This window comes from Lederbergia sp. B243.17 (assembly GCF_057657925.1).
In genome coordinates this window covers 65,360-91,842 of record NZ_JBWBKF010000079.1, presented here as the reverse complement: position 1 = coordinate 91,842, position 26,483 = coordinate 65,360, and the positions used below count along the sequence as shown (strand labels likewise).

Annotated in this window: 23 protein-coding genes; 22 read left to right on the top strand and 1 reads right to left on the bottom strand. The window is 44.8% G+C overall.

Translation table 11 applies throughout. The features are described from left to right. Positions 1–45: 45 nt before the first annotated feature. From AC0TWI_RS15365 to AC0TWI_RS15300, 14 genes are all read left to right on the top strand, one after another. Positions 46–2,079, top strand: a complete 2,034-nt coding sequence (locus AC0TWI_RS15365) for a PTS sugar transporter subunit IIA (protein WP_488127213.1) — start codon at positions 46–48, stop codon at positions 2,077–2,079. A gap of 12 nt (positions 2,080–2,091) precedes the next feature. Next, entirely contained in the window at positions 2,092–2,415 is a 324-nt protein-coding gene (locus AC0TWI_RS15360; protein ID WP_488127212.1) for a PTS sugar transporter subunit IIA, read from the top strand. Then, positions 2,412–2,747, top strand: a complete 336-nt coding sequence (locus AC0TWI_RS15355) for a PTS sugar transporter subunit IIB (RefSeq protein WP_488127211.1) — start codon at positions 2,412–2,414, stop codon at positions 2,745–2,747. The genes AC0TWI_RS15360 and AC0TWI_RS15355 overlap by 4 nt, the downstream gene beginning before the upstream one ends. An 18-nt stretch (positions 2,748–2,765) precedes the next feature. Continuing rightward, positions 2,766–4,070, top strand: coding sequence for a PTS sugar transporter subunit IIC (locus tag AC0TWI_RS15350; protein ID WP_488127210.1), 1,305 nt, complete (start codon positions 2,766–2,768; stop codon positions 4,068–4,070). 16 nt (positions 4,071–4,086) lie between these two features. Beyond that, a complete protein-coding gene (locus tag AC0TWI_RS15345; RefSeq protein WP_488127209.1) occupies positions 4,087–5,052 on the top strand; it encodes an aldo/keto reductase in 966 nt (321 codons plus the stop codon). Beyond that, positions 5,049–5,837 carry a sugar phosphate isomerase/epimerase family protein gene (locus AC0TWI_RS15340; protein WP_488127208.1) on the top strand — a complete coding sequence of 263 codons (789 nt, stop codon included), beginning with the start codon at positions 5,049–5,051 and terminating at the stop codon, positions 5,835–5,837. The genes AC0TWI_RS15345 and AC0TWI_RS15340 overlap by 4 nt, the downstream gene beginning before the upstream one ends. A gap of 170 nt (positions 5,838–6,007) precedes the next feature. Next, positions 6,008–6,682: a response regulator transcription factor gene (locus AC0TWI_RS15335; RefSeq protein WP_488127207.1), complete on the top strand. Its 675-nt coding sequence runs from the start codon at positions 6,008–6,010 to the stop codon at positions 6,680–6,682. Further along, entirely contained in the window at positions 6,679–8,049 is a 1,371-nt protein-coding gene (locus AC0TWI_RS15330) for a sensor histidine kinase (protein WP_488127206.1), read from the top strand. The genes AC0TWI_RS15335 and AC0TWI_RS15330 overlap by 4 nt, the downstream gene beginning before the upstream one ends. Before the next feature lie 94 nt (positions 8,050–8,143). Further along, positions 8,144–8,374 carry a hypothetical protein gene (locus AC0TWI_RS15325; protein ID WP_488127249.1) on the top strand — a complete coding sequence of 77 codons (231 nt, stop codon included), beginning with the start codon at positions 8,144–8,146 and terminating at the stop codon, positions 8,372–8,374. Between the two features lie 85 nt (positions 8,375–8,459). Further along, on the top strand, positions 8,460–9,611 hold the full coding sequence (gene tnpB, locus AC0TWI_RS15320; RefSeq protein WP_488127205.1) for an IS200/IS605 family element RNA-guided endonuclease TnpB: 1,152 nt from the start codon (positions 8,460–8,462) through the stop codon (positions 9,609–9,611). Positions 9,612–9,770: 159 nt separating this feature from the next. Continuing rightward, complete coding sequence (locus tag AC0TWI_RS15315; RefSeq protein WP_488127204.1) at positions 9,771–9,926, top strand: hypothetical protein; 156 nt, start codon at positions 9,771–9,773, stop codon at positions 9,924–9,926. A gap of 148 nt (positions 9,927–10,074) precedes the next feature. After that, complete coding sequence (locus AC0TWI_RS15310) at positions 10,075–11,109, top strand: ABC transporter permease (RefSeq protein ID WP_488127203.1); 1,035 nt, start codon at positions 10,075–10,077, stop codon at positions 11,107–11,109. Between the two features lies 1 nt (position 11,110). Further along, positions 11,111–11,788, top strand: a complete 678-nt coding sequence (locus tag AC0TWI_RS15305; protein ID WP_488127202.1) for an ABC transporter ATP-binding protein — start codon at positions 11,111–11,113, stop codon at positions 11,786–11,788. A gap of 144 nt (positions 11,789–11,932) precedes the next feature. Continuing rightward, positions 11,933–12,130: a DUF4177 domain-containing protein gene (locus tag AC0TWI_RS15300; RefSeq protein ID WP_488127201.1), complete on the top strand. Its 198-nt coding sequence runs from the start codon at positions 11,933–11,935 to the stop codon at positions 12,128–12,130. Positions 12,131–12,384: 254 nt separating this feature from the next. Here AC0TWI_RS15300 and AC0TWI_RS15295 read toward each other — a convergent pair whose 3' ends face one another. After that, on the bottom strand, positions 12,385–15,021 hold the full coding sequence (locus tag AC0TWI_RS15295; protein WP_488127200.1) for a glycoside hydrolase family 3 N-terminal domain-containing protein: 2,637 nt from the start codon (positions 15,019–15,021) through the stop codon (positions 12,385–12,387). Positions 15,022–15,381: 360 nt separating this feature from the next. On the opposite strand from AC0TWI_RS15295, the gene AC0TWI_RS15290 reads away from it, so the two are divergent. From AC0TWI_RS15290 to AC0TWI_RS15255, 8 genes are all read left to right on the top strand, one after another. Further along, on the top strand, positions 15,382–16,359 hold the full coding sequence (locus AC0TWI_RS15290) for a sugar ABC transporter substrate-binding protein (RefSeq protein WP_488127199.1): 978 nt from the start codon (positions 15,382–15,384) through the stop codon (positions 16,357–16,359). Continuing rightward, complete coding sequence (locus AC0TWI_RS15285; RefSeq protein WP_488127198.1) at positions 16,356–17,816, top strand: sensor histidine kinase; 1,461 nt, start codon at positions 16,356–16,358, stop codon at positions 17,814–17,816. The genes AC0TWI_RS15290 and AC0TWI_RS15285 overlap by 4 nt, the downstream gene beginning before the upstream one ends. Beyond that, positions 17,794–19,326, top strand: a complete 1,533-nt coding sequence (locus AC0TWI_RS15280) for a response regulator (RefSeq protein WP_488127197.1) — start codon at positions 17,794–17,796, stop codon at positions 19,324–19,326. The genes AC0TWI_RS15285 and AC0TWI_RS15280 overlap by 23 nt, the downstream gene beginning before the upstream one ends. Positions 19,327–19,350: 24 nt before the next feature. Beyond that, a complete protein-coding gene (locus AC0TWI_RS15275) occupies positions 19,351–20,448 on the top strand; it encodes a sugar ABC transporter substrate-binding protein (RefSeq protein WP_488127196.1) in 1,098 nt (365 codons plus the stop codon). A gap of 293 nt (positions 20,449–20,741) precedes the next feature. Then, on the top strand, positions 20,742–21,881 hold the full coding sequence (locus AC0TWI_RS15270) for a sugar ABC transporter substrate-binding protein (RefSeq protein WP_488127195.1): 1,140 nt from the start codon (positions 20,742–20,744) through the stop codon (positions 21,879–21,881). An 81-nt stretch (positions 21,882–21,962) separates the two neighbouring features. Then, a complete protein-coding gene (locus AC0TWI_RS15265; protein ID WP_488127194.1) occupies positions 21,963–23,483 on the top strand; it encodes an ATP-binding cassette domain-containing protein in 1,521 nt (506 codons plus the stop codon). Between the two features lie 11 nt (positions 23,484–23,494). After that, positions 23,495–24,670, top strand: a complete 1,176-nt coding sequence (locus AC0TWI_RS15260) for a sugar ABC transporter permease (protein ID WP_488127193.1) — start codon at positions 23,495–23,497, stop codon at positions 24,668–24,670. Positions 24,671–24,768: 98 nt separating this feature from the next. Then, positions 24,769–26,475 carry a methyl-accepting chemotaxis protein gene (locus tag AC0TWI_RS15255; protein ID WP_488127192.1) on the top strand — a complete coding sequence of 569 codons (1,707 nt, stop codon included), beginning with the start codon at positions 24,769–24,771 and terminating at the stop codon, positions 26,473–26,475. The last annotated feature ends 8 nt before the right edge of the window (positions 26,476–26,483 follow it).

Sequence of the window (26,483 nt, the reverse complement as noted above, 5' to 3'; positions counted from 1 at the left end):
TGAAGAAGTGATATTTTTAATAAGTTTATATCGGGGGCGCATCCTATGATCAGATTGAAGCAAAGAGAACTTAGAATGCTGGAGTTCCTACTTGATCAAGACCGGTTCATCACATACAAAGAAATATCTGATCAGCTCGATTTAACAGAAAGACAAGTCAGATATGACTTGAATAATGTTGAGAAATACCTTTTTAAAAAGAATCTGGATATTATCCGGAAGAACCACAAACGCGGCATCATGATTATCGAGAAGGCAGAACTGCAAGAGCAGTTGAAGTTTTTTAAGCAATATACGACTCCTCATGAGTATAAGTATTCAAAAAAGGAAATACAGAGCTTCATATTATTAAAACTGTTGATTTCTGATGAGGCGGTTCCGGTCTCGACTTTCGAAAATACTTTATTTGTCTCGAGGACCACCGTCTTGAATAATCTATCGGAAATTAAGACGGACTTGCTTCTGGAAGAACTGCAGTTGATCCATCACAAAAGAATCGGCTACGAAGTGTCTGGTTCAAAGTATAAGAAATATCTTCTGTTCACAAAAGTACTTATGGATTTGATCAACATTCGGGAATTATATAGTTTCTTAATCGATAATGAGAAGGTTTTTTCAAAGGAAGCCGAACTCGTCTTTTTTAATCTGGTAGATATCGATCAGCTTCATCAGGCATTGGTCGAATGCCAAAAAATCGAACGCTATATCGGGAAGGTTTTGGATGACCGGACATTTCTACTTTTGCTGACGGTCGTGATGAAGATCCTGGATGGGAACAAAACATGGGATATCAATGAGAGGTTAACAAAAGGAGGAAATTATTCGGAACAAGAGTCCCTTCTCTTTAATATTATCGGAAAAGTGAATGGGGGAATTGCCGCCCCTGTTGGCCAAATCAAAGAATTCTTACGGAAGATACTAAATGAAGTTGGCAATTTGTATCATGTGGACTTTGCCGCAAATGAATCGTTTGTTTCGCAGTTGGAGGCCCATCTGCAAGCAATGGCTCAGCGGGTCCATCAATCCATTCATGTGAAAAACCCAATCTTTCATGAGTTCGTTTCAGAGTATAAAGAATTGTTCCTGGCCACAAAAGAGGCATGCAGTGTCGCTGAAAGCATATTGGATATAAAAGTTGGCGATCAAGAAGTCTCTTTTATTGCGATTTACTTAGCTTCAGAGATTCGGAGGCAGGAAAATCAAAAGGTTAAAAAAGCAAGGGTATTAATTGTCTGTGTCGAAGGCTTGGCCATTTCACAAATGATCATGACTCAGATCAAAAAGATATTTGAGTATGAAGAAGTGAAAACAATGCCTGTGCGTGAATTTAAGGTAGAGCACTTGGAGAAGTATGACTTCGTTATTACGACAATCGATATTCCGGACATTCAGTCTCCCAAAATATTACGGATCAATAACTATCTGCAGAAGAAGGATCTAGAGTTTCTGGGCAAAAAACTCAGCCTGAAACTCATGGCTAATGAAAAGAAAGAAATTGATAAGTTCAACATGATCATGCAAACGATCCGTGAAAATACGAGCGGTATTACCAATTTAAGCAAGCTGGAATTGGATTTAATCAATATCCTGACGAAGGATGACATGAATGCTCCGAAAAGGAATATTCCCAAAATCCATTTCTCGCGCGAATACATTACGAATGACAGAGACGTGCCCCAGAACAGGTGGGATTTGGCCGTCAAAGTTGGAACAAAGGGCCTGATCGAAAAAGGTCATATCATCCAGCAATATGAAGATAAAATCATATCGAATTTGCGCAAGTTCGGTCCATATATGGTCATTGCTCCGGGTGTCATGATTGCCCATGCCGGCATGGAGGATGGAGTAATCGAGGATTCGATGTGGATGACAATTCTCCCGAATGGTATCCGGTTAAAGGACCGCTATGAGAAGCCCGTTAAGCTTATTTTCACGCTTGCATTTAAATCAAAAAACACCAATCTCCTTGTGGAAAACATTGCGAAATTGGCCCTCGATGACGAGAGGATAAAGGAAATTGTGGACTTGCGCTCACATAGTGAGATTTACGACCTGGTAACGACAACTATCTATAACTAAGAAGGTGGTCCTATGGGAACTGAACAAATATCGTTTGAAATCATTGCAAAAGCAGGGGATGCATTCTCTAAACTTGTAAAGGCTCTTGATTATCTGAGAAACAGCCAGGAAGAAAAGTTCCATGAACTCGTAAAAGAGTCCGAAAAGCTGATGAACGAGGCTCATAATTTGCAAACCCAGCTTATCGTAAATGAGGCCGGCGGTGAGAAAAATGAATTTTCGGTCTTGCTGATCCATGCGCAGGACACGCTGATGAATACGATTTTAATGTCGACCATTGTGAAAGAAATGGCACTGATGTTCAATACGTTAAAGAAAGGAATGACGGCAAAATGACAAACGACCGACTGAATATCCTATTATTATGCAATCTCGGAGCTTCCACAGGAATCCTAGTGTCGAAGATGAGGGAGATTGTCAGCAATAGTGAAAAGCTAAAAGGCAAGGAAATGAAAATTGAGGCACGTCCGGCGGGAGAAGTGGACGAGTATATAAATGATTTTGATGTCCTCCTTCTCGGACCGCAAATTGGCCACCGTTTCGATGAGTTGAAGGAAATCGCTGACGCCCATCAAAAGCCGATTGCTATCATCGACACGAAAGACTACGGCACTTTAAATGGCGGAAATATTGTTAAGCAAGCGATTTTGATGAGTGTTAAACGGTAATGTAAGGAGCTTACAGCCATGAGTCTATTTTTCAGTAATCTGGAAAAGCGGTTAACAGGTATTCAAAAGAAAATCGCTCCGCTTGCCACGAAATTGGAGCAAAATAAATACCTGGCTTCCATTAAAAGCGGGATAAAGGACCTGACCTTTATCCTTCTGGTCGGCTCCTTCTTTCTTATTTTCCATATCCTTCTCCAGTACATGCAAAATAAAACAGGATGGTTTGAGGGGACTTCATTTAATTTCTTTCATCTGCCTGTACAGCTTACATTCGGGATGCTCTCTTTATACACAGCCCTCTCTGTTGCGTACAGGCACGCAAAGAAAATCAATGCTCCGCTAATTCCATCTGTGTTCGCAAGCATGTTCACCGTTTCGATTGCTGTAGGCGGCATATCCGCGGATGGGATCAATATCGAAAGCTTCAGCTCAAACGGTTTGCTCATTGCCCTTCTTGTCACGTTACTGACGGTTGAATGGTTGAATCGATTTGTTTCGATCAATATCCGAGAAAAAGTAAAGGCGATTCCTGAGGGAAGTGTCCTTACTTTTCAAATCGTAACACCGATTGCTTTGCTGTCGATCGTTTTGTATATGGTCAACTATGTGGTGATGAGGTTTACTGAGCAGGCCACTCTCGTACAGTGGTTCTATTCAAAATTGTTTTGGGGTATTGATTCAATCGATACGCCGGTGATGGTTTTTATCATTGTTTTTCTGGAAATGCTTTTCTGGTTTGTCGGCATCAATGGATACGCAGTTTTGGCGGGATTTGTCCTTCCTTTTGCTACGTACTATTTAGGGGAGAATGTATCCGCTGTTTTGTCCGGGAGCCAGCCTGAATATATTTTTACGCCGAATTTCTGGGATTATTTTGCAAGTCTATCGGGTTCCGGATTGGTTGGAGCTCTCGTGATTTTGGCTTTGTTCAGTAAAGTGCAAAGTATCCGTAGTGTAGGAAAAGTTGCATTTATCCCCAGCATCTTTTCCATTTCCGAACCGATTCTTTATGGATTGCCGATTACTTTTAATATTTATTTGTTTATCCCATTCGTGATTGGTACACCAATTTTAGCAACACTTCAATGGTTTGTTTTTAAGTGGGGCTTTGTCAATGTACCTGTCGTTCACATGGCAGACGCTCCTACACCGATAGCCCAAGTTCTTTCGACAATGGATTGGCGGGCCATCATTCTCGTCATGGGTGTCTATATAGCAGCGATTCTGATGTATTATCCTTTTTTCAAGCTATATGAGAAAAGTATTCTTAGCGAAGAACAGAACAAAGATGATAAATATGATGAGCTGGATCTAGATTTTTAAGCAGGAGGTCAAGAGAATGAAGAAGATTACTGTTCAAGGGACGAATAACAAACAACCAATTTCTCTCGAATGTTCAAATATCGTACTGGGATCCGGAGACTTTTTGCGCTTGGATAATATGGAGTTTGCTGCCCCTGTACTGGATGAATATATTCGGTTAGGCGGGAATACGTTCGACACTGCCAGACATTACCGTCATAGCGAAAAAGCCCTCGGTGCCTGGATGGAAAAGCGCGGCAATCGGGACCAAGTGAATATTTTGACGAAAGGGTGCCACCCTGTCAGGGAAAATCCGAATCAGCCCCGCGTAACACCTGAAGTGATCGAGGAAGATCTCCTCACGAGCCTTGAGTACTTAAAGACAGATCATGTTGAAATGTATGCTCTTCATCGGGACGATCCGACCAAACCTGTTGGCCCGATCATGGAAGCACTCCATCAGCATGTGGAAGCAGGACGTATATATGCAATCGGCCTATCAAACTGGGAAATTGACCGGATCATAGAGGCCGATCAATATGCGAAGGACAATGGCTTAACCCGTCTAAGCTTCACCAGCCCGAATTTAAGCCTGGCCAAGCCATTGAAACCAAGATGGGAAAATTGTGTTTCTGCAAATGAAGAGATGATCCGCTGGCATGCTGAAACGGGAACGCCGCTATTCTCTTGGTCCAGTCAGGCAGGAGGTTTTTTCTCAGGCCGATTTGCTCCTGATTATCTGGAAGATGAAGAAATGGCAGAAGTATATTATTGCGAGGAAAACTGGGAGAGACTTCGCCGGGCTCGGGTGCTGGCTGAAGAAAAAGGTGTAAGCCCGATTCAGATCTCTTTGGCTTACGTGTTGAATCAAAGTTTTCCTGCAGCAGCCATTATCGGTTCGGAGAATAAAGAGGAATTGGTTTCCTCGTTATCGGGAGCGAACATTAAGCTGTCCCTTGAAGAAATGAATTGGCTGGATGTAAAAGAGGCGAACAGGTCATGACGAACTTCAAAAGCAAGATTGCAGCGCAAATGTATTCTGTCAGAAAAGAGTTCGAACAGGATTGTGAAGGAACGTTGAAAAGGTTAAAAGATATCGGCTTTGAAGCAATCCAACTGGATGGAATGCGAGGTAATGATCCTTTGCATGTTGCCGAGCTGATAAAAAAATATGACTTTAAAATAGCAGGAATGCATATTAAACACGATCGCTTTTTACACGATCTAGACGGCATCGTGGAAGAGGCATATTTATTTGGCTGTAAAACGATTTTTGATAAGTATATTGATGATGAGCAGCAGCATGAGCAGGGATATCGGCAAACAAAGGATGCTCTATTGGAAGCTGCACGAAAATTGAGCGCGCTTGGATTCAGAGTGGGCCTCCATAATCCGGAATATGATTATAACAACAAGGTGGACGGGCGAAAGGTAATGGATTATATCACGGATCCATGCAATGGAATTTGTGTTTATCCGGAGCCGGACACCTATTGGATGAGGATTGCCGGTGAGGATCCGGTTGAATCGTTTAAGAAATACAGCGGCAGAGCCCCTGTTGTCCACTTGAAGGACTATCGGTCCGGCTTTGAAAGCACCGATATGGAGAATAACCTGGCCGAGGTCGGAACCGGTGAAATCGATATGAAGGCCATCATTCAGTGGGGAGAAGAAAATGGCGTGGAATACTATTGTATTGAACAGGATTACTCGAGAATCGGGATTTTTGAAAGCTTGAAAGTAGGATTTGATTATGTAAGCAGTGTGGGCAATGGGCTGAATACATGAAGGAATTATTAGGGTTGATGGGAAGGGCAGTCAGGTGGTAAAACATCTGGTTCCCGACGTATCAGCCCCTTTTTTTTCTTTAAAAACTTTGTGGGTTTGTTAAATCCGAGAGTCAATCTGGAAAAGTTCCGTCCATACTCGCTATAATACGGTCAGGGATGGTGATCAGGATGATTCGAATTTTAGCAGTAGATGACGATTTACATATGGTGAATTTTGTGGCTGGCGAGCTGCGCCAAGCGGGATATGAGGTAGTGCAGGCGACATCAGGAGAGATAGCTCTTTCCTTGCTTGAGTCGGAATCGGTTGATTTGGCGATAGTCGATATCATGATGCCCGGCATGGACGGGTTTGAACTGACGAAGATGCTGCGAGAGGATTATGATTTGCCGGTCATCTTGCTTACGGCCCGGCATCATATCGAGGACAAGGAACGAGGCTTTTTGGCAGGGTCAGATGATTATATGGTAAAGCCGTTTGAGGCGAAAGAATTGCTTTTCCGAGTGAAAGCCATTTTGCGCCGTTATAATCATCCGAAGGACGATCTTCTCTCCATCGGGTCGCTGATCATCGACCGCAAGAGCTATGAAATCCGGTCGGAAAAAGGGACACTGCTCATCCCGCTGAAGGAATTTGAGTTATTGTCGCTGCTGGCATCAAGACCGCAGCAGGTATTGAGCAGGGATATCATAATCGAGCAAGTCTGGGGAATAGATTTCCTGGGGGACGAGCAAACGGTCAATGTTCATATTAAACGGCTGCGGGGACGCCTGGAACGGTTTGCCCCCGATGTTCAGATTGTCACGGTTCGGGGTGTAGGATATAAAATCGAGGCCGTCTCATGAGCCTCTATGTAAAATTCATCTGGTTCACATTCATTACGATGCTCATTAGCAGCCTAATTGCCTTTTTTGCGATGAATTCCTACTATCATCAGTATTTAAAAGGAAAAAACAACGATAAAAACATGAAAATCGCCCAATCGGTGGCAGATTATATAAAAGAAACGCCTTCATCTGAGGAGGAGAAAACATTTGGCCTGCTCGGCGATGCAGGGTACCAGCTTTATATTACTAATGGCCAGGAAACCTTCACGTACGGCGGCAAATATCGGGACGTGACCATTGATGATGCAAGCATCCAGCGAGTGCTGAACGGTCAAGTCTACAACGGTATCCGCGATTTTCCGAAGGAGACATTTGTAACTGGTTTTTTTGCGAATGAGCTGAAAAATACAGTCGGGGTACCGATTGAATTCGATGGAAAGAAATATGCGCTTTTTTTGCGGCCGAATATTGAGCTGCTGTTTAAAGAGCTGCACTTGCTATTTGGGGGACTGGCGGTCGGCATCATCTTATTAAGTTTCATTGGTATGCTGCTTGTTGCCCGCTTACTGATTCAGCCGATTATGAAATTGACCGAAGCAACAGAAAAGATGGCTGTTGAAGCATTTGACGTGCCGCTGTCGATTGACCGGAAAGACGAAATCGGACGCTTAGCCGACCAATTTTTACAAATGCGCACCCGGATTGAACAGTCCATTCTCAAACAGAAGGAATTCGTCCACAATGTTTCCCATGATATTCAGTCACCGCTCCATACCATTCAAAGCTATCTTGCTCTGCTGCAAAAAGAGGGGCTTGGAGAGGAAGAGAAAAAAGAATACTCGGCGATCATTCAAGAGGAGACATCACGTATTTCACTTTTGACCAACCAACTGCTGACTCTGGCTTCATTCGATGCGGATGCACTCGATCCGGATGAAATAGTGGTCGTCGACCAGCAGCTAGGAGACGCCCTTACCCATCTTCGTTATGCATTCGACGAAAAAGAGCTCGGCATTTCGGTTCACCTGAAGCAGGCAAATGTCAGGGGCAATGCGGTCCTGCTGCAGACAGTCTGGGAAAATCTGCTTTCGAATGCAATCAAATATAGCGAGCCCGGCGGATCAATCGAAGTCCGCATGTCTGACTCCGCTCAAACGCTGACGGTAGAAATTTGCGATGAGGGAATCGGGATGTCCTCTGCAGAAGCTGCCCATGCTTTTGATCGTTTTTACAGGGCAGACCAGGCACGGTCACGCTCAATCAAGGGATCGGGCCTCGGTCTTTCAATCGTAAAGGAAATCATCGACCTGCATATGGGGGAGATTGATATTTCAAGCGCACCAGGAGAAGGAACGACCATCAAAGTGAGGCTTCCATTGATGTAGAGCTGCTTTCCTGGCGATGAAACGGTTTGTTCATCTTCCGTTCATGTTCGTAATATATTCTATTGGTACGAACATTAAATTGGGGGAAGATGAAATGGAACAACAATCGATTTGGAGCAAGAGGCTGATTCGCACGGCAGCGGTTTTTGGTTTGGTTGGTGCTGGACTGGGGGCTCATATGGCCGGTTCGGGCGGTTATCAATTTCGGCCGATTCACGCCCATATTCTCGTTGTCGGCTGGCTTTCCCTGTTCGCTTGGGGTGTTTATCATTTCCCGGCAGAAAACTCCCTCTTCAATCGCATGAAGGGCGCAGCCCAGCGATAAGGGGGAGATGAATGCCGGTTGGGGGTGGTCAAAATGTTCTGTCAATGATACAATAAGAACATACATTCCCTGGAGGTGAAACGAGATGCTCGTCCATAAGGCGTACAAGTTCCGTCTCTACCCCACGAAAGCCCAGGAAGTCCTCATCGCCAAAACCATCGGCTGCTGCCGCTTCGTCTTCAACCGTTTCCTCCATCAATGGAACCTTACATACAAAGAGACCGGCAGGGGATTGACCTATGCCGCCTGCTCCGCTGAACTGACCCAACTGAAGAAGGAATTGACCTGGCTGAAGGAGGCCGACAGCATCGCCCTGCAGTCCTCCCTGAAAAACCTGGCGGACGCCTTTGCCCGGTTCTTCGAAGGGCAGAATGAGCCGCCCCGCTTCAAAACCAAACGGAACACCGTCCAATCCTACACCACCAAAGCGACAAATGGAAACATCGCCCTCCTCGGCAACAGGATCAAGCTGCCGAAGCTTGGAAAGGTCCGGTTCGCCAACAGCCGGGAAGTCGAAGGACGGATCCTCTCCGCCACCGTCAGGCGAAATCCGAGCGGGCGCTACTTCGTCTCCATCCTTGCCGAAACGGAAATCAAGGCATGGCCCAAGACCGGCCGCTCCGTCGGTGTCGACCTTGGCCTGCACGATTTCGCTGTCCTGTCGGATGGGACAAGATTCGGCAACCCGTGCTGGTTCCGCAAGCTGGAGAAAAAACTGGCCAGGGCGCAGCGTATCCTTGCCAGGCGCCGGGAAGCCGCCCTGAAGCGGAACTGCAGGCTGACCGAAGCGAAGAACTACCAGAAGCAGAAGCGGGAAGTCGCCCGCATCCATGAAAAAATCACGAACGCCAGGATCGATTACCTGCAGAAACTCTCCTCCGAGCTCATCAAAAAACACGATGTCATCGGAGTGGAGGACCTGCAAGTGGCCGGCATGCAGAAGAACCGCAGGCTGGCGAAGTCGATCGGCGACGCATCCTGGTCCGCCTTCCGGACCATGCTGGAATACAAGGCGAAATGGTATGGCAAGGAAGTCATCCCGGTCTCCAGGACCTTTCCGAGCTCCCAGCTCTGTTCCCGCTGCGGGTACCGGAACGGGAATACAAGGAACCTCAGCCTGCGTGGTTGGGACTGCCCCTCCTGCGGCACCCGCCACGACCGGGATGTGAACGCGGGACGGAACCTTGAAAAGGAAGCCATTCGGCTTCGAACCGCAGGGACTGCGGGGATCGCCTAATCAACTAGGGGCCGCTGGGCTCCTGTACTTAGGAATCTCCCGCTTCAAACCGCCCGCCAGGGCGTTAAGCGGTGAGTAGTTCAATACCGGGTCTTCACAATCAGGGCAAAGAAGCTCGCCGCACTCCATGTCAATACTGCACTCATCGGCAGTATCGGCTTGACTGTTGGCATGTGGCTGGAGTTTGTAAAGCCTTTTTCACTGCCTGATATCGTTACATTGCTCATTTATATTATTGGCGGGTCGATCTTGCTGCTCGGCTTTGCTTTCTTTCTGCTTACCACGTTCTTCATCGATAGCGCGAAAAAAGAATAGACGCAACAAAAAGGCAGCGGGCAGAATCCGCTGCCTTTTCTAATCAAACGATTGATTAGTTGCTTTTTCTTGATTGAAAAGAGCCGTTCATCTTCCGTTCATCTAGGTCGGCTAACATAGAGGCATCAAGCAAAACGGAGGAATCCACATGAATATGGCATGGAAAGAAATGAAAAAGAATAAAGCGAGATTTTTGATATTGGGTTCTATTGTATTTCTTGTCAGCTTTTTAACGTTTATCATTTCCGGCCTGGCGAATGGGCTTTCAAGGGATAACGCGGCCCTCATCCAAGATTTGCCGGCAGGTCATTTTTATATGAACAAGGAAGCAGAAGAAACCTATAATTTGTCGAGGGTCGATCTGGCTGTCCAAGAAAAGGCATTGGATAAATATCCGGATTCTGCAGCACTATCGATCCAGATGGGTTTTTTGAATGACAAAGAGGACAAGCAGCGTAGCGTTGCATTCGTCACCTCGACGGATTCGAAATGGTTCAAGCAAGTGAAAGAAGGGGAGGTCCTGCTGGACAGCTCATTGGAAGGTACAGGTATAAAAGTGGGGGACAAGCTGACAAATAACCAGTTTAGCGGCGAGTTCACAGTAAAAGGATTTGTCGACCATGCTAAATTCAGCCATGCCCCTGTTGCGTATATCAATATGGAGAACTATAAAGAAATGTACCGAGTAAATGAAATGCAAATGCTGTTTATATCAGACAAGGAGGATGCGCAGACCATCAGTGGACTGGAGCCATTTACAAAAAAACAATTTCTTAATACACTCCCTAGCTATAACGCCGAGCAATTGTCGCTTACGATGATCGTCTGGTTCTTAGTTGTGATCAGCGGCATGCTGTTCGCCATTTTCTTTTACATGATGAACGTCCAGAAGATTGGTCTATACGGCATCTTAAAAGCGATTGGCGTTAAAACGAGCGCCCTGTTTAAAATGATGTGGACGCAGATGATTTTAATCACGATCCTCGCACTTAGTCTATCGATTGCTCTCAGCCAACTGTTCAATCTTGTCGCACCTGAGGGAATGCCGTTCAGCTTGACCATCCAAACGACGATCCTGCTTTCAGTTGTATTCTTGGTGATTGGATTTATCGGTGCCACCCTATCGGGCATTCAAATAAAAAAGGTCGAACCGCTGCAGGCGATTCAGCAAGGAGAGATGTAAGATGGCAATGTTTGCGATAGAAGAGGTCAAGAAAACATTTACCAATGGGGAAGTATCTGAAGAAATCTTAAAAGGAGTTAATCTGTCCCTGAAAAAAGGGGAGATCATCGCTTTAGTCGGTCCCTCAGGATCAGGAAAAAGTACACTTCTCACCATCGCAGCAGGCCTTCAACCGGCAACGAGCGGTCACGTCTTTTTCGACGGAAAAGATATGACCGGGATGAGCCAGGAGAAAATCCGTGAAATCCGGGCGAGCGAGTTCGGCTTCGTCTTCCAATCCGCCCATCTTGTCCCTTTTCTCACCGTCGAAGAACAGCTGAAGCTGATGCTGGATGTAGCGGGGACCGGCATGAGCAAACGGGCACAGCAAAAAGAAATCGATGAAATCTTAAAGCTGGTGGAGATGGATCATCGGAAGGATGCCTATCCATCTTCTTTGTCAGGCGGCGAGCGGCAGAGAGTGGCGATTGCGAGGGCAATCATTCATAAGCCAAAACTTCTCTTTGCCGATGAACCGACTGCCAGTCTCGACTCTAAAAGATCCAAAGATGTCATGCTCCTTATGCAAAAGCTCACAAAAACATTGGATATTACGACACTGATGGTGACCCATGATGAGGAAATGCTGGACTACGTAGACCAGGTAATTACGATGAAGGACGGGTTGGTGCTGCATTGAAAAAAAGACGGCGAGGCTAAAAAAGGTATCAGAGGATCTAAAACTTCAGGTGGAGTCCTTTTCGATGATCAAAACGAAACCTGGCAAAGTTGCCGCTCGTATACTAATTAGACAAGTTTTTGGAAACAAGAGGAGGCAGCACAGTTGGAAAAATGGGAGTACAAAACATTGAGCTTTAAAACCAGCGGATTTCTCGGCGGCAAAATTGGTGGGGAGAAAATGGAGGATGAGCTTAATGCATACGGACAGGATGGCTGGGAGCTTGTTTCCTGCTTTGATACAAGTTTCGGGCAAGGAACATCAAGAGATGTGATAGCGATCATGAAAAAGAGAAGGCCCTAAGCCGCTACAACCTTCAAATAAGGAAAAAGTGAAATAGAGCGTGCTCAAATTCACTTTTTCCTTTTTTCTAGCAGCAAACTGGTTGTACTTCAATTATTTGCTGACGATAGATAAATCTCGTATTTCCATCTGAGGGAATCATTCGTTCAAATTCAGTTGTTCCCATTTCCCATTTACCAGGAATTTCAGCTTGTTTCCTTCTTTCGCTTCATTGCATGAGGGAGGAATGGGCAGTCCTCATTTAGAAGAAATGGTTATTCTACAATTTTAAACTGATACGTCGCACTCGGATATGGTATTTCCTGACCGTTCTTTGTTGTCATAGTGCTTGTAACAACAATATCGGAGCTATCCTTCTCCGGATCATTTGCTTTGAAATTCAACCGTAAGTTCGGCCCGTTTGTTACAACGGTGTCTGAAGTTTTCTTTTCGACGGTCAAATGGATTTCTCCATCGGTGCGTTTTTCCGAAAGCAAGAGATCATCCATCAGCGTTTCTGCAGAAATAAAATCAGCCTTTTTGGAGTCGTACTTGATTTGAATTTCTTGCCTGACCGTATTTTGGTCGACACCAGTCAGCGTATAGACGATGTTGAACTGTTTATTTGTTGGGACTTCAGGTTTTCCGGTAAGCATAACTCCAGCTTCTTTGGCATACTTCTCAGTCCGTTCATCCACGATAATCCCATCCCAATTCAGGCCATAAGCAAAATTGTAAATATTGCCTTCTGAATCGATATGTGAATCCATATCATGTGATAGGTCCTCATACTGCCATTCAACAGTTTTCATATTAGCGGGGATTTGCATAGGCAGTAAGCCGGATGGCTCGACAGTCCCTGAAACAATATCAAGGATTGCCTGCTGTTGTACGTTGAAGGTAACTAGCAAACCGTCCACTTGGTTTTCAAACTCCTTGACAATGGTAGGGACTGCCATATTCAGTGCGACAATCACTGGCTTCTTGCCCATCACTTTCCTTGTTTCCAACACTAGATCCAGAGTATCTTCTTTATTGCTCGCTGATACCGTTTTTCCTTTATAGCTCCTGTTAGTGAAGTCCTCGAGAGGATCCCCGCCAGCCACACTCTCCTGCCGGGCAAATTCAGCAGTATAATCTTCATATTGTAGGCTGATTGGGAAGTAACCGTTCCCTCCGGCTTCTCTATCCTCGGCATTATAACCTGTTCCTGTTTTCGGGCTTTCTATTAGGACTAAGGAGAAATCGGCTTCTGCAGGGTTATCAGTAACCGCATAATATCTTTTAACTACGTCGAGATTCATGGAGTAGGAGCCATCCGCCTTTTTAGGGATGTACACCTTTTTATCTTTATGAACTGGCAAACTGCTTTCTCTGTTTTTTACCATGACAATGGATTTTTGCTGAGCTCTATAACCAGCCTCCATGAATTCGGCATTCCCGACCGTATCGATTGTCTGGCCGATATCCAAGTATGGGTTTTCCATCAGGCCCAATCTGAAGATGTTTGTCAGCAAACGGACAGCGGATTGTTCAAATCGCTCTCTCATAAACTTTTCGCCATGCTCTACAACACCCATACGATAAGCTTCAATTACAGGCGCCTTATCGTTAGCACCGCCGAATTGGTCGACCCCTGCCATCAACGCTTTGTAACGTCTTTCGGCTACCGTCAGGTGTTCCACTCCCCAAGGAGAGCGCCCGATTTGGTTGAAGTTCTCACTTTGATCATTTGTGACTCCCCAATCGGTGGTAATGACCCCGTCATATTGCTGCCCGTTGCGAAGCATATCGGTAATAATCGTCTTGCTGAATGCGTTTCCAACATTTTCATTTCTACTATCATCCTGATTATAGGAAATCGTGTAGTAAGGCATGACAGCAGAGGCCCTTTTCGTACTGCCTTCCAAGTCAAATGCACCGTTAATAAAAGGGACCATATGTTCATGCAAATTATTCCCTGGGTAGACGGCATATTTTCCATAAGGATAGTGGGCATCACGGCCAGCCTCCCCGGCTCCGCCTCCCGGCCAATGTTTCACCATCGCATTTACACTGTCATATCCCCATCCGTCGGCTATCTCTGCTTCGCCTTCTGATGTCTGGAAACCATCTACATAGGTGCGAGCCATATCGGCAGCTACCTGAGCATCTTCTCCAAAGGAACCATTGAACCGGTACCAGCGAGGGTCGCCGGGCATGTCTATTTGCGGCGAAAGTGCAGTACCGATGCCGAGTGCCCTGTATTCCTTTTGGGCTATTTTTCCGAATTCCAACACAAGATTAGGGTCAAAGGTCGCTGCCATGCCAAGAGAGTTCGGCCACATGGAGATTTTTCCTCCGGCGCCTGCATTAAACTCTGCATCGGCGATTGTTCCGTGCCGAGGGTCTGAACTTGTATTGATCGGTATGCCAAGACCGAGGCTTTCAACGAATGCTTGTGCATTATTATTCCATTTTGCAGCGACTTCAGGAGAGAACACATTCGTAATCAGGATATGCCTTACTTCATCATCTTTTAAGAATTTAAGCTGTGTATCTGTAGGCTGATCGCTATCTTCATTCCCGAGAGACTGATGCGAGCTGTAAAGCATTAATCCTGCTATTTGCTCAACTGACATTTTGGAAGCCAAATCTTTGGCGCGCTGCTCTACAGGCAGTCGCCAATCTTCATAAGGATCCAATCTCCCATTTTTATTCAGGTCTTTGAACTTACCACCATCTACTGTAAGGATATTGACTCCGGATAGAGAGGAGTACCCTAAAGTGGGCCCTTCCGCATTTTTCACTAAACGAAGGGAATCTGATTCGACTGTTGACTTTTCGGATGCGACTGCGTTACTATTTACCGCTGGGATAATGAGAGAAAGTGCCAACACCGTTGCAAAAAATCTTTTCCTTTTTCTTGCCATAAAATCATTCCCCCTACTTTTTATTTGTGAGAGATCTCGGTGCGGAACTAGTACACCCCCTTTTTTGCTAGTTATATTAATTATAGGTTAACTTTTGTAAGCATTCTCTGGATTAAATTGTGAATGTTCTGTACTTTTTTATCCTACTGCCCGTTGAAAAGGTAAGTGTGAGAGAAGCCCGGAGAGAGAGGTATGTTTTAAGCAAGCAGGCTGAGAAAAAGCGAACAATTTTCACGTACCACTTACTAGTTGATTCGGTATAAAGGATCAGGTCATTAAAATTTCAGAAGGTATCCACCTGCTATTTCCAGTTATGCTAAAATCAAGAGAAGGTTGGTAGTAGAAAGGTTGATTCGTTCTATGCGTAGATTCGTATTTATCCTCATAAGCGCGGGCTTCGTGTTTCTCCTGTATTCAATCATTGTTTCTGGAAGCAAAGTATTAAACGCAAGCTGGGATCCGCCTGAATACCCAGAAAAGCTTGGCGAAAAGCATCGGCTTGTTTTGATTACGCAAGAGCTGGAAACGCCATTTTGGGATAAAGTGGCGAAGGGGGCCATCGCCCAGGCGAAGAGCGAATCAGCCAGCCTCGAGGTCTGGGGGAGTTATGGAAACAACCAAGAAGACTTCCTGAAAAAAATTGAAATCGCTATCTATTCTCAAGTCGATGGAATTATCGTGCAGGGCTTGGATACAGATGAATTTAAAGCGCTGACAAAAATAAAGGCTGCGTCATATGGGATTCCGATTATTACAGTGGCCAATGATGTTCCGATGGGGGAAAGTCTTCGAAAATCCTATGTAGGGTCTGACCAGTTTTTGGCTGGAAAGATGATCGGTGATCAGTTGGTTGCCGATATGGGGAGCGAAGGGGAAGTGGCAATCATGATCGACATCCAGCATCAGTATTTTCAGGAGCAAAGATTAGCGGGGATCAAGGAAGCACTAGCGGAATATCCCAATTTGCAAATATATGAGATCGAGACACCAGAGGCAAGAGAGCAGGTCATCGCCATGACAAAGGAAGTGCTGAACCGGTATCCGGAAGTTGATGCGTTCATTGCCATCAATGCGGATATTTTGGCTTCAATGATTCAAGAGATCGAAAGCAGGGCGCAACTCGAGCCATTTTATATATATTCCTTTGATGATGATTATGAATCAAAATCGCTGCTCGAGCTTGGGAAGATCGATGGAATTATCGAACAATCCCCGGAAGAAATGGGGAAGATCAGTGTAAAGCAGATGCTGGCCTGGCTAAACAACGAAAGTGTGCCTCTTGACTTGAACGGTTATCAAACAGATATCCGGATTGTAAAGGCGTTGGATAAAAAATGAACAGCATTCAGAAAAAAATATTGGTCCTCGTTATCACTGTCTTATTTATCATGGCGGCGATCTGGGTTTCCCTAACGTACTATAATCAAAAAATGCAAAATCAATATAATGAAATATTGGAACGTTACTTGGTCATGAATGAAGTGACTGCTGAAAGCCAACGGATTGTTGCTGCACTCAACAATTATATTATCAATCCATCAAAAGCAAATTTAGAAGAGCTGAATCGGAATAAGGTGAAGGTAGAGAGTATAAAAAGAGAAGTTTCAAAGTTCAGGAATAGTGATAATGACTTTGCCCTGACCAACTATGAGAATTTGATTGACAGTCTGGCCGAGACAACGAATCAATCCGTTCTTGCAAGGACCGAGCAGCAGCCTGAAGACTATTTAAGCGCCTTTACTGAGGCCAGCCGGATTTCAAAGTACATATCCGAGATGACGTTGATTCTGATTGATACAGAGCTGAAAACGTATGACAGATTCTACCGGAGTATGATTGACCGATCCGAAAGCCTGACAGTGCTTGGCCTCTGGCTTTTGCTATTTATTACCCTCCTGCTGTTAGTATCCGCCACCTGGTTTTCCAAGAAAATTACGCGGCCGATCAACAAACTGACACAGGCGGCACATGAATTATCGCTCGGTAGGTTTGACTTGAAAATTGAAGTCGATTCTAATGATGAAATTTCATTTCTAGCCAAAATGTTTGATAAGATGCGGATCAATATTAATAACTATTTGTCTGAGATCAAACAAAAGGCCCAGCTGGAAAACGAGCTGCAGCAGAGCAAGCTGCTTTTGCAGGAGAGCCAGCTTCGAAGCCTCCAAAGCCAGATCAATCCTCACTTTCTGTATAACACACTTGATATTTTATCGAAAAAGGCCTATTTGGAAGGATCCGAAGAAACAAGCGATCTTTTAGTAAGTGTAGCAGGACTTTTGCGCTATAATCTTAATAAGTTGGAAAATTCAGCCTCTCTTTTTGAAGAAGTACAAGTACTAAAGCAGTATATGGATATTCAAAAAGCAAGGTTTATGGACCGCCTGCAATTTCATACGGAAATCGATCCTTCCTGTTTGGATGTAAACATTCCGCGGCTGACGCTGCAGCCAATTGTGGAAAACGCCGTCATCCATGCGATAGAGCCTAATGAAAATGGCGGCACAATCGGATTTTATGTAATAGATGGAACCGACCATGTACGAATTGAAATGGAGGACAATGGTCCGGGCATGACAGAGGAAAAAATAGAACAGATTCTCCAAGTGAATCAGCAAAAGGGAGAGGGCCATTTTACCGGAATTGGCATCAATAATGTCGTAAAAAGACTGAATTTATTTTACAATTGCGACGATGTATTTTCGATTGAAAGCAAATATGGAAGCGGTACGAAGGTGATTTTGAAAATCCCAAAAAGGGGGACAGAAGACAATGAAGCGGCTTCTGATCGTTGACGATGAACAGATTGTAAGGAGTGGCCTCCGGGCAATTTTGTCAAAAAATATTCCTGGTCTTGTAATTGAAGAAGCGAGAAATGGCAATGAAGCTGTGGAGTTGAATGCGTTGTTCAACCCGGATCTGGTTTTGATGGATATCAAAATGCCGGGGATGAGCGGCCTCGAAGCAGTCGAGGGAATGCTGGAGAAAAACCCGATAACCAAATTCATTATGATCACAGCGTATGCTGAATTTGAATATGCAAAGTCAGCGATGAAGCTTGGAGTGAAGGATTACCTGCTCAAGCCAAGCAAAGCAAGTGAAGTTGTCCAGACTGTACAAAAGGTGATCGGTCAAATCGATGAGGAGAGAAAATCCAGACAGGAGAGTGCACAACAGCAGCAGAACTTTAAAAAGGTAATGACCATTGTGGAGACGGATATCGTCACGCAGTTATTGTTCGACCATGTCCATGAAATTCACATGGACGAGTTGGTTGACATGCTGGGCACTCCGAAGACGAATGAGCATTTCGTTATGAGTATTTTACTGCCGAAAGGGTCCGAGCGTTTGTATGGGGACATAAAAAGGAGAGTACGGACAACAGGAAGTGTGTGGGTAGGCGCTTTGTACGGCCGCCAGATTCCTATCATCGTCTTCCGTGAACATGGCCAGTCTTACCGCTCCCAGGCGATCATGCTGGCAAGGAGTGTTTTATCTTTGGCGAGTATGGAAGAGAAGCCGGGATGGTTTATCGGAATCGGTAATGAGTGCAGCTCTTTGGACAGCATCAGGACATCTTACCAGGAGTCCCTTATTGCCACGAAGGACACCTCCCTTCCGGTCAAGTACCGTTTTTATGCTGATATACCTGCAACGAATGTAAAATATGATGTGAAAAAATTAGAAAATAGATTGTTTGATCAAATTAGGAATGGCCAATGGCAGGAAATATCAAGCAACGTCTCTCAGCTGATTGATTTCTCGGAAAAAGAAGGGGCCAGTCTGATTGAATCCCAGCAGCGGGTTTTGGAGCTGCTCTGGATTGCTTCCCGGGTGTTAAATGAATTGGGGGTTGAGCCTGAAACTCCGCTGTTTTCAATCCAACTGCAGGATTTTAAACAGCTGCGGACGGAAACAAACAAGTTGCTGAACAAGATGTGGAAATCCTTTAATGAACGCCATAAAGGGATTGAAGGGGATGTCATTCAGCAGATAAAGCAATACATTACAGAAAACTCCCATGAAGAAATCTCTTTGGAATGGATTGCCCAAAAATTCAAACTGAGCCCGATCTATATCAGCAAGCTGTTCAAAGAGCAGCTGGGAATCAATTATATTGCGTTTCTGACGGAGTGCCGGCTGGAAAAAGCAAAGAAATTAATGCTGGATCCCGAGAAAAGCTTAAAGGAGATTACGTTTGATATCGGCTACCAGGACCCTAATTATTTCAGCAGAGTGTTTAAAAAGATGTATGGCTCTTCTCCGACGGAGTATAGGAAAACATTGTTGGGGGCCAAAGCATAATAAACAAAGCTAGGGGGAGAGAGGATGAAGCCTGCAAGAGAATATGCTTTACTGGTTTTCATCATCCTTTTGACTTGTATCTTATCTGGATGCGAACAGATGGAAGCCCAATCAGGACAAACATCGGAGCGTGGTTTATCTGCCGGTGAAAAAACCCGTGAACTTCCGGTGCAAGAGGAAGAAAAAATCACGATCGGTTTTGCCATGGATACGCTAGCGGAAGAAAGATGGGAAAGAGACCGGGAGCTTTTTAGAAAAGCAGCAGAAGAAATGGGAGCCGAAGTGAAAATCCTTGCCTCCAGAGGGGATGATGCCCTGCAAATATTACAGGCGGAAAAGCTGATCAATGAAGGTATTGATGTGTTGGTCATTGTTCCGCATAATGCAGAGTCGACCGCGATGATCGTGAAAAAAGCACACGCGGAAGGGATTAAGGTCCTCTCCTATGATCGTTTGGTACGAAATTCCGAAATTGATTTCTATGTCTCTTACGATAATGTAATGGTGGGAGAACTTCAGGCAAAGGCCATCACGAAACTCGTCCCCAAAGGCAATTACGTTTATATAGGCGGGGCTGAAACGGACTATAACGCTCATTTATTAAAAAAAGGGGTCTTCAATATTCTCAAGCCCATTATTGACAGAGGGGAAATTAAAATTGTTTACGACCAGTGGACAAAGGATTGGATTCCCGAATATGCAAACGCCAATATGAAAGAGGCTTTAACAGCCAATCATGATCGGATTGATGCTGTCATTTCTGCGAATGATGCAACAGCCGGGCAAGTAATACGGGCTATGGAGGAGTATGGGCTTTCAGGAAAAATACCGGTTGCAGGACAGGATGCCGATTTAGCAGCTGCACAGCGGATTGTTGGGGATACTCAGACGATGACCATCTATAAACCTTTGAGTGCGCTTACAGAAAAGGCTGCAGAGCTGGCCATCAAGCTTGCAAGAGGGGAAAAGGTAGAAGGAGAGACAATGATCCATAACGGTAAATGGGAAGTCCCTTCCATACTTCTATCCCCAATAGCCGTTGATAAAAATAATATAAATGAGACGATCATCAAGGACGGATTCCATTCTGAACAAGATGTATACAGCAGCGAGAAGAAATAGTTCTTTGCCCGCGGGTTTCCCGCGGGCATTAGTTATGTCAAAAATGAAAATCCTGCTCTTACCTCGCTTGAAACAAGTATGACGCCTGCCTTCCTCTAAAAAGAATCCTGCTATCCCATCCCGTTTCCTTCTACCCTTCCTGGGATGGCTAACCTTTAAAGAAACAAAGGAATCGAATATTAAAAAAATACAGATGATAGTAAAAAAATACTACAAGTAAGCGCTTTATCGATGGTGTAGAGCTGATATATTGAAGTTGCAGAAAAATAATGAAGAGGGAAAGGGGTTTCAATATGAAGAGGTTTAAAGCAATTTCCATTTTTCTCGTTGTGATGCTGATGGCATTCGTGGCAACAGGTTGCAGCAGCGACAGTTCTGGAGGGAAAAGTGAAGGCGGCGGAAAAAAATCCGGCGGCAAAGTCAACGTAGGGATCGTTTTGCCGACAAAGGATGAACCGAGATGGGTGCAGGATGAAACTCGTTTCAAGGATGCGTTAAAAGACTCAGATTACACGACAGAAATTTTGTTCAGCCAAGGTTCCTCAGCTAAAGAGAAAGAGAACGTGGAAACGCTGGTGAGCAAGGGAATTGATGTTTTGATTATCGCTCCGCATGATGGAGCAGCAGCAGGTGCAGCGGTGGAATCGGCGAAAAAGGATGGTGTAACGGTCATTGCTTATGACCGACTGATTACCGACACAGATGCAGTCGACTATTATGTGACATTTGACAGTGTTGCTGTTGGAGCGGCACAAGGCCAATACTTGATCGATCATGCAGGTGACGGTAAAGATATTCCCCTTTACTTGTATGCTGGGGCAGCGTCAGACAATAATGCATTTTTGTTTTTTGAAGGATCATGGAAAGTCCTCCAGCCCAAAATTGCTGATGGCACTTTCGTTATTGCCAATTCAAGCGCGGCAGATGGTTTGAAGGATAAAGCGGAGCTTTCACGTGATGAACTGGGCAAAGTGCTTGGACAAGTGACGACAAACTGGGATCCAAATGAAGCAAAGAACAAAGCACAGACACACTTGACGGCCGCCAGCGCCGACTTGAAAGGCGATGTGGCCATTCTTGCGCCAAATGACGGAACATCCCGCTCCATTGCAGATGTTTTCGGTTCTGACCCGGATGTTTCCAACTACACCATTACCGGCCAAGATGCGGAGAAGGCTTCTATTCAATACGTAATCGACGGCAAACAATCAATGACTGTGTTTAAGGATGTCCGTACTCTTGTAAAAGACGCAATTGGAATGGCAGTGGATGTTCTGGATGGAAAAAAACCTGAAACAACCGGCTCGTATGACAACGGTGCTGCTGAAATACCGGCAAAGCAAACGGATGTCATTGTTGTCGATCAAGACAATGTAAAGGCTGAACTCATTGACTCCGGCTATTACGAAGAAAGCGAGTTTAGCGGACTATAGGATCACTTTGGGGATAGGGATAGATGAAAGTCTATCCCTATCCCTTACAGTAGTAGCCGGTATTGGTGAGGAGGAATAAGAGTGAGCGAATATATTCTGGAAATGAGAGACATCACAAAGGAGTTTACAGGAGTCAAGGCGCTCAGCGACGTGAATTTCAAAGTGAAAAAAGGCGAAATCCACTGCCTTGTGGGAGAAAACGGGGCAGGGAAATCGACGCTTATGAAAATCCTCAGCGGCGTATATCCCTATGGAACCTATGAAGGGGATATCGTGTTCGGCGGAGAGGTCCAGCAATTTAACAAAATCAATGACAGTGTCGAGACAGGGATTGTCATCATCTATCAGGAGCTTGCTTTATTTCCGGATCTCTCTGTCTATGAAAATATATTTATCGGCAACGAGGTCAACCATGGCGGAGTACTGGATTTTAATAAAACGATTGTGGAATCTAAGAGACTGCTTGAAAAGGTAAACCTGAGGGTGAACCCGGAAACATTGATCAAAGACTTGGGAGTCGGAAAGCAGCAGCTGATTGAAATAGCGAAAGCACTAAGCAAAGATGTGAAGCTGCTGATTTTGGATGAACCGACCGCAGCCCTGAACGAAGACGACAGTGAAAATTTGCTAGATCTTCTCCGCGAGCTTAAAAAGCAAGGCATCACATGTATCATGATCTCCCACAAGCTGAAAGAGGTCATCTCCATTGCAGATAAAGCAACTGTTATCCGGGATGGAAAAACGATTTGTACGCTTGACGGTGCAAAAGGCGAGATTACCGAAGGCGCAATCATTAAAAATATGGTCGGGCGTGAAATTGAGGATATATATCCAAAACGTGAGAACAAGGTTTTTGGGGAGAAGGTTTTGGAGTTGTCGAATTGGACTGCATATGATCCCCAAGCAGGACGGTACGTATCCAAAGGCATCAATCTCTATGTCAGGAAAGGTGAAATTATTGGGATAGCCGGATTAATGGGGTCAGGCCGGACCGAACTGGCTCTCGGTATTTTCGGCAACTCCAAGTCTTACAAGCTCCAAGGAGATCTATTCGTTGAGGGGCAGCCCGTCCAGTTCAAGCATACAAGTCAGGCAATCAAGGCTGGAATAGCATATGTTACAGAAGATAGGAAAGGGGACGGCCTGTTTTTGCTGCAGGATATCAAGGACAATATTTCCGCGGCCAATTTGAACAGCATCTCCCCCAATGGCGTTATTAATGTCAATGAGGAGATCAATGTAGCGGAGCATTATAAAAGTTCCCTAGGCATCAAAGCTTCATCGCTGCAGCAGCTGGTCGGCAATTTAAGCGGCGGCAATCAGCAAAAAGTATCCTTGGGCAAATGGTTGTTCGTCAATCCGAAATTGCTGATCTTGGATGAACCGACGAGGGGAATTGATGTCGGCGCCAAATTTGAAATTTATTCAGTCATGAATGAACTGATAGAGCAAGGAATGAGCATTATCATGATTTCATCAGAACTTGGCGAGGTGCTGGGGATGAGTGACCGCATCTATGTGATGGCTGAAGGAGAAATCAAAGGTGAGCTGTCAGCGGAGGATGCTGACCAAGAAAAAATCATGGAGCTTGCTACGCAATAGGGGGAAGAAAGATGAAATTGCTGAATGAAGCAAAGCACTTAATTAAAACGAATATCCGGGATTATGGGATGTACATCGCTTTGATCGTCATCATGGTGACATTTTCAATTTTGACGGATGGCCTGTTTATGTCGTCCAGAAATATTAGCAACTTGCTGGATTCCGCCGGTTATATTGCTGTATTGGCGGTAGGGGTCATGCTCGTTATTGTAATCAGGCATATTGACTTGTCGATCGGTTTCTTGGCAGGATTTTTGGGTGCAGTTGCAGCCATATTGCTGATGCATGTCGGATGGCCGGTCTATGTCGTTATCCCTATCATTTTGATCCTCGGTATTCTTGCTGGCTCGATTACAGGTTTTTTGGTCGCAAAAGTAGGCATTCCCGCTTTTGTTGCAACATTGGCCGGCTGGCTGATTTATCGCGGGGCGATACTGCTTGCGACAGAAAAGTCAGGTACGATCATTATCAACAATGATGCGTTCAATGCAATTGGCAATGGATATATTCCATCTCTGGCAACAATCAACGGTGTTCATCTGCTGTCTTTGATCATCGGGGCATTGGCGATCGTATTTTACATTTATAGTACAGTAGCAAATCGGAGAAAGAAGATCAAATACAACTTCGAGGTCGTCTCCAAAGAAATTTTTGCTGTCCAGCTGGTTTTTGTCTCGGCGATCATCGGTTACATTACTTGGGTCCTGGCTAGCTATAATGGATTGTCCTGGACAGTGATCATTATGCTGCTTGTAGTCATGATTTATCATTTTATTACAACGAAGACAGTGGTGGGACGACATATTTATGCGGTGGGAAGCAATCCGGAAGCCGCTCATTTAAGCGGAATAAGCGTAAGCAAAATTACATTCCTTGTATTTGGCTCAATGGGCATGCTCGCTGCACTTTCTGGTATTTTGTTTACATCCCGCTTGCAATCGGCGACGACGACCGCAGGTACATTGTTTGAGCTTGATGCGATAGCTGCAGCCTTTGTCGGCGGTGTTTCTGCGGCGGGCGGTGTCGGAAAGGTGACAGGAGCGGTCATCGGGGCCTTGGTAATGGCGACTTTGACAAACGGCATGAACCTGATGGGCGTGGGAATTGCCCCTCAGTATATCATCCGCGGCGGTGTTCTGGCCCTGGCTGTTATTTTCGACGTGTTCACCCGAAAGCAAAGGGCATAGGGGTATGTTTTACTGCAGGAAAGCCAGCTATATGCATAGTTGGCTTTTCTAATAACATGAGCTGCCTTTAGCAAGATGATTGATTAGGAGAGTGCCCTATGCAAAGCATATTGAAATGGAGAAACATCAGGATAGGCGGTAAATATGCCGTCGTTTTTTTGATTATCGCTTTTGCGTTTCTCGCTTCCATCTTTATTACCCATTCATTTTTGAACGATTCGAGAAAATACATGGATTCCACCATTCAAAAGAATGAAATGTCTGCACAAGCCAGTGATTTGGTCGCTCTTTATCATGAAAAGTATTTGCTTATCCCGGAATATATTATTCTTTCGAAGGATGATAAGTTAAACGATTACTTGGAACACAGTAAAGACTTCGTTGCGACCGCAAAAGCTTTAAAGCAAAACTTGCCAAAAAATCAGTTAAACACGTTTGATAAGATTATCGAAAATAATAATAAGCTGGATCAATATTTCTTCAGTACAGTTGTTCCGAATGTTCAGCAGATCAACGTAAATGAGTTTGAGGCTTTGCACCAGGAAACCAATAAGTTGAAGAATGAGACGATCGCTCTTGGGGAGCAACTGAAAGATTGGGCATCTGATTCCAGCAGAACGGCTCTCAACAGTACTCAGGAAGAATTGAAAATAGTGAATCTGGTGCTGCTTGTTTCAGCTATTGGCTCGATTCTCATATCCCTATTCTTCATCATCTTTATGAGCAGAAGCATTAAAAATCATCTCACCAACATTATCAATCAAAGTGAGGACATTGCGGCCGGTAAATTGAATGCAAATGACCTGCAATATGCTGGGAATGATGAAATAGGGCAACTGTCCAACTCTATCAACCATATGGGGCATAGCCTTCGGGAAATGATCGGTAATATATCAGAGCTATCGGCGGAGGTTGACCAGCAAAGCAGTCTGCTTTATAAAGCTTCTGAAACAGTAAGAAGCGGAAGTGAACAAGTAGCTGTTACGGTAGAACAACTAGCAGCTGGAACAGCTTCCCAATCCGAGAATTCAATCAACATTTCACGGAATACACAAGGCTTAGCTGATCAAATTTTAGCAGTGAATCAACATAGTCATGAACTGGTTGAGTTCTCCAGTGAGGTTCTCGAAGTTTCTACAAGCGGAAGCAAGCAGATGCAAGAGTCACTGGAGCAAATGAAACGGATCAATGGAATCTTCCAGAGCACCGTCGGCAACATCAAAACATTAGAGGGCAAAACACAATCTATTGCTCAAATTGTCAACGTCATCAAAACGATTGCGGATCAAACGAATCTTCTTGCTTTAAATGCCTCAATTGAAGCAGCAAGGGCTGGTGAAGCAGGTAAGGGATTTGCCGTTGTCGCCTCTGAGATCAGAAAATTGGCCGAAGAAGTGACACGCTCTATAGAAAACATCGCGTCCATTGCTTTCAGTATAAAAGAAGAAACGACAAGCATTGCAAGCGAGCTGACGGATGGCTATACAGAGGTAAACAAAGGTACGGAGCAAATCGAGTTGTCCAGCACGCAATTTATCGATATCAATAATAAGGTTGCTGAAATGTCGGGGAAAATCAGAAACGTTTCGGCGATCTTCACAGTTATCCAGAAGTCGAGTCAGGAAATCAATGAATCTATTGAGAATGTTGCTGCGACTTCAGAGGAAGCTGCAGCTGGTACTGAGGAGATTTCTGCTACTGTCCATGAGCAGAGTGAAGCAGTCAGCCATATTTCGAAAAGTGCCAAAGCGCTGACCGAAATGGTAGAGCGAATGAATGAAATGATCAGGAAGTTTCAACTCTAAGTTTTTCG

Coding starts and splice junctions, on each gene's coding strand:
- AC0TWI_RS15365 (WP_488127213.1), top strand. CDS start 46: ATGATCAGATTGAAGCAAAGAGAACTTAGAATGCTGGAGTTCCTACTT.
- AC0TWI_RS15360 (WP_488127212.1), top strand. CDS start 2,092: ATGGGAACTGAACAAATATCGTTTGAAATCATTGCAAAAGCAGGGGAT.
- AC0TWI_RS15355 (WP_488127211.1), top strand. CDS start 2,412: ATGACAAACGACCGACTGAATATCCTATTATTATGCAATCTCGGAGCT.
- AC0TWI_RS15350 (WP_488127210.1), top strand. CDS start 2,766: ATGAGTCTATTTTTCAGTAATCTGGAAAAGCGGTTAACAGGTATTCAA.
- AC0TWI_RS15345 (WP_488127209.1), top strand. CDS start 4,087: ATGAAGAAGATTACTGTTCAAGGGACGAATAACAAACAACCAATTTCT.
- AC0TWI_RS15340 (WP_488127208.1), top strand. CDS start 5,049: ATGACGAACTTCAAAAGCAAGATTGCAGCGCAAATGTATTCTGTCAGA.
- AC0TWI_RS15335 (WP_488127207.1), top strand. CDS start 6,008: ATGATTCGAATTTTAGCAGTAGATGACGATTTACATATGGTGAATTTT.
- AC0TWI_RS15330 (WP_488127206.1), top strand. CDS start 6,679: ATGAGCCTCTATGTAAAATTCATCTGGTTCACATTCATTACGATGCTC.
- AC0TWI_RS15325 (WP_488127249.1), top strand. CDS start 8,144: ATGGAACAACAATCGATTTGGAGCAAGAGGCTGATTCGCACGGCAGCG.
- tnpB (WP_488127205.1), top strand. CDS start 8,460: ATGCTCGTCCATAAGGCGTACAAGTTCCGTCTCTACCCCACGAAAGCC.
- AC0TWI_RS15310 (WP_488127203.1), top strand. CDS start 10,075: ATGAATATGGCATGGAAAGAAATGAAAAAGAATAAAGCGAGATTTTTG.
- AC0TWI_RS15305 (WP_488127202.1), top strand. CDS start 11,111: ATGGCAATGTTTGCGATAGAAGAGGTCAAGAAAACATTTACCAATGGG.
- AC0TWI_RS15295 (WP_488127200.1), bottom strand. CDS start 15,021: ATGGCAAGAAAAAGGAAAAGATTTTTTGCAACGGTGTTGGCACTTTCT.
- AC0TWI_RS15290 (WP_488127199.1), top strand. CDS start 15,382: ATGCGTAGATTCGTATTTATCCTCATAAGCGCGGGCTTCGTGTTTCTC.
- AC0TWI_RS15285 (WP_488127198.1), top strand. CDS start 16,356: ATGAACAGCATTCAGAAAAAAATATTGGTCCTCGTTATCACTGTCTTA.
- AC0TWI_RS15280 (WP_488127197.1), top strand. CDS start 17,794: ATGAAGCGGCTTCTGATCGTTGACGATGAACAGATTGTAAGGAGTGGC.
- AC0TWI_RS15275 (WP_488127196.1), top strand. CDS start 19,351: ATGAAGCCTGCAAGAGAATATGCTTTACTGGTTTTCATCATCCTTTTG.
- AC0TWI_RS15270 (WP_488127195.1), top strand. CDS start 20,742: ATGAAGAGGTTTAAAGCAATTTCCATTTTTCTCGTTGTGATGCTGATG.
- AC0TWI_RS15260 (WP_488127193.1), top strand. CDS start 23,495: ATGAAATTGCTGAATGAAGCAAAGCACTTAATTAAAACGAATATCCGG.
- AC0TWI_RS15255 (WP_488127192.1), top strand. CDS start 24,769: ATGCAAAGCATATTGAAATGGAGAAACATCAGGATAGGCGGTAAATAT.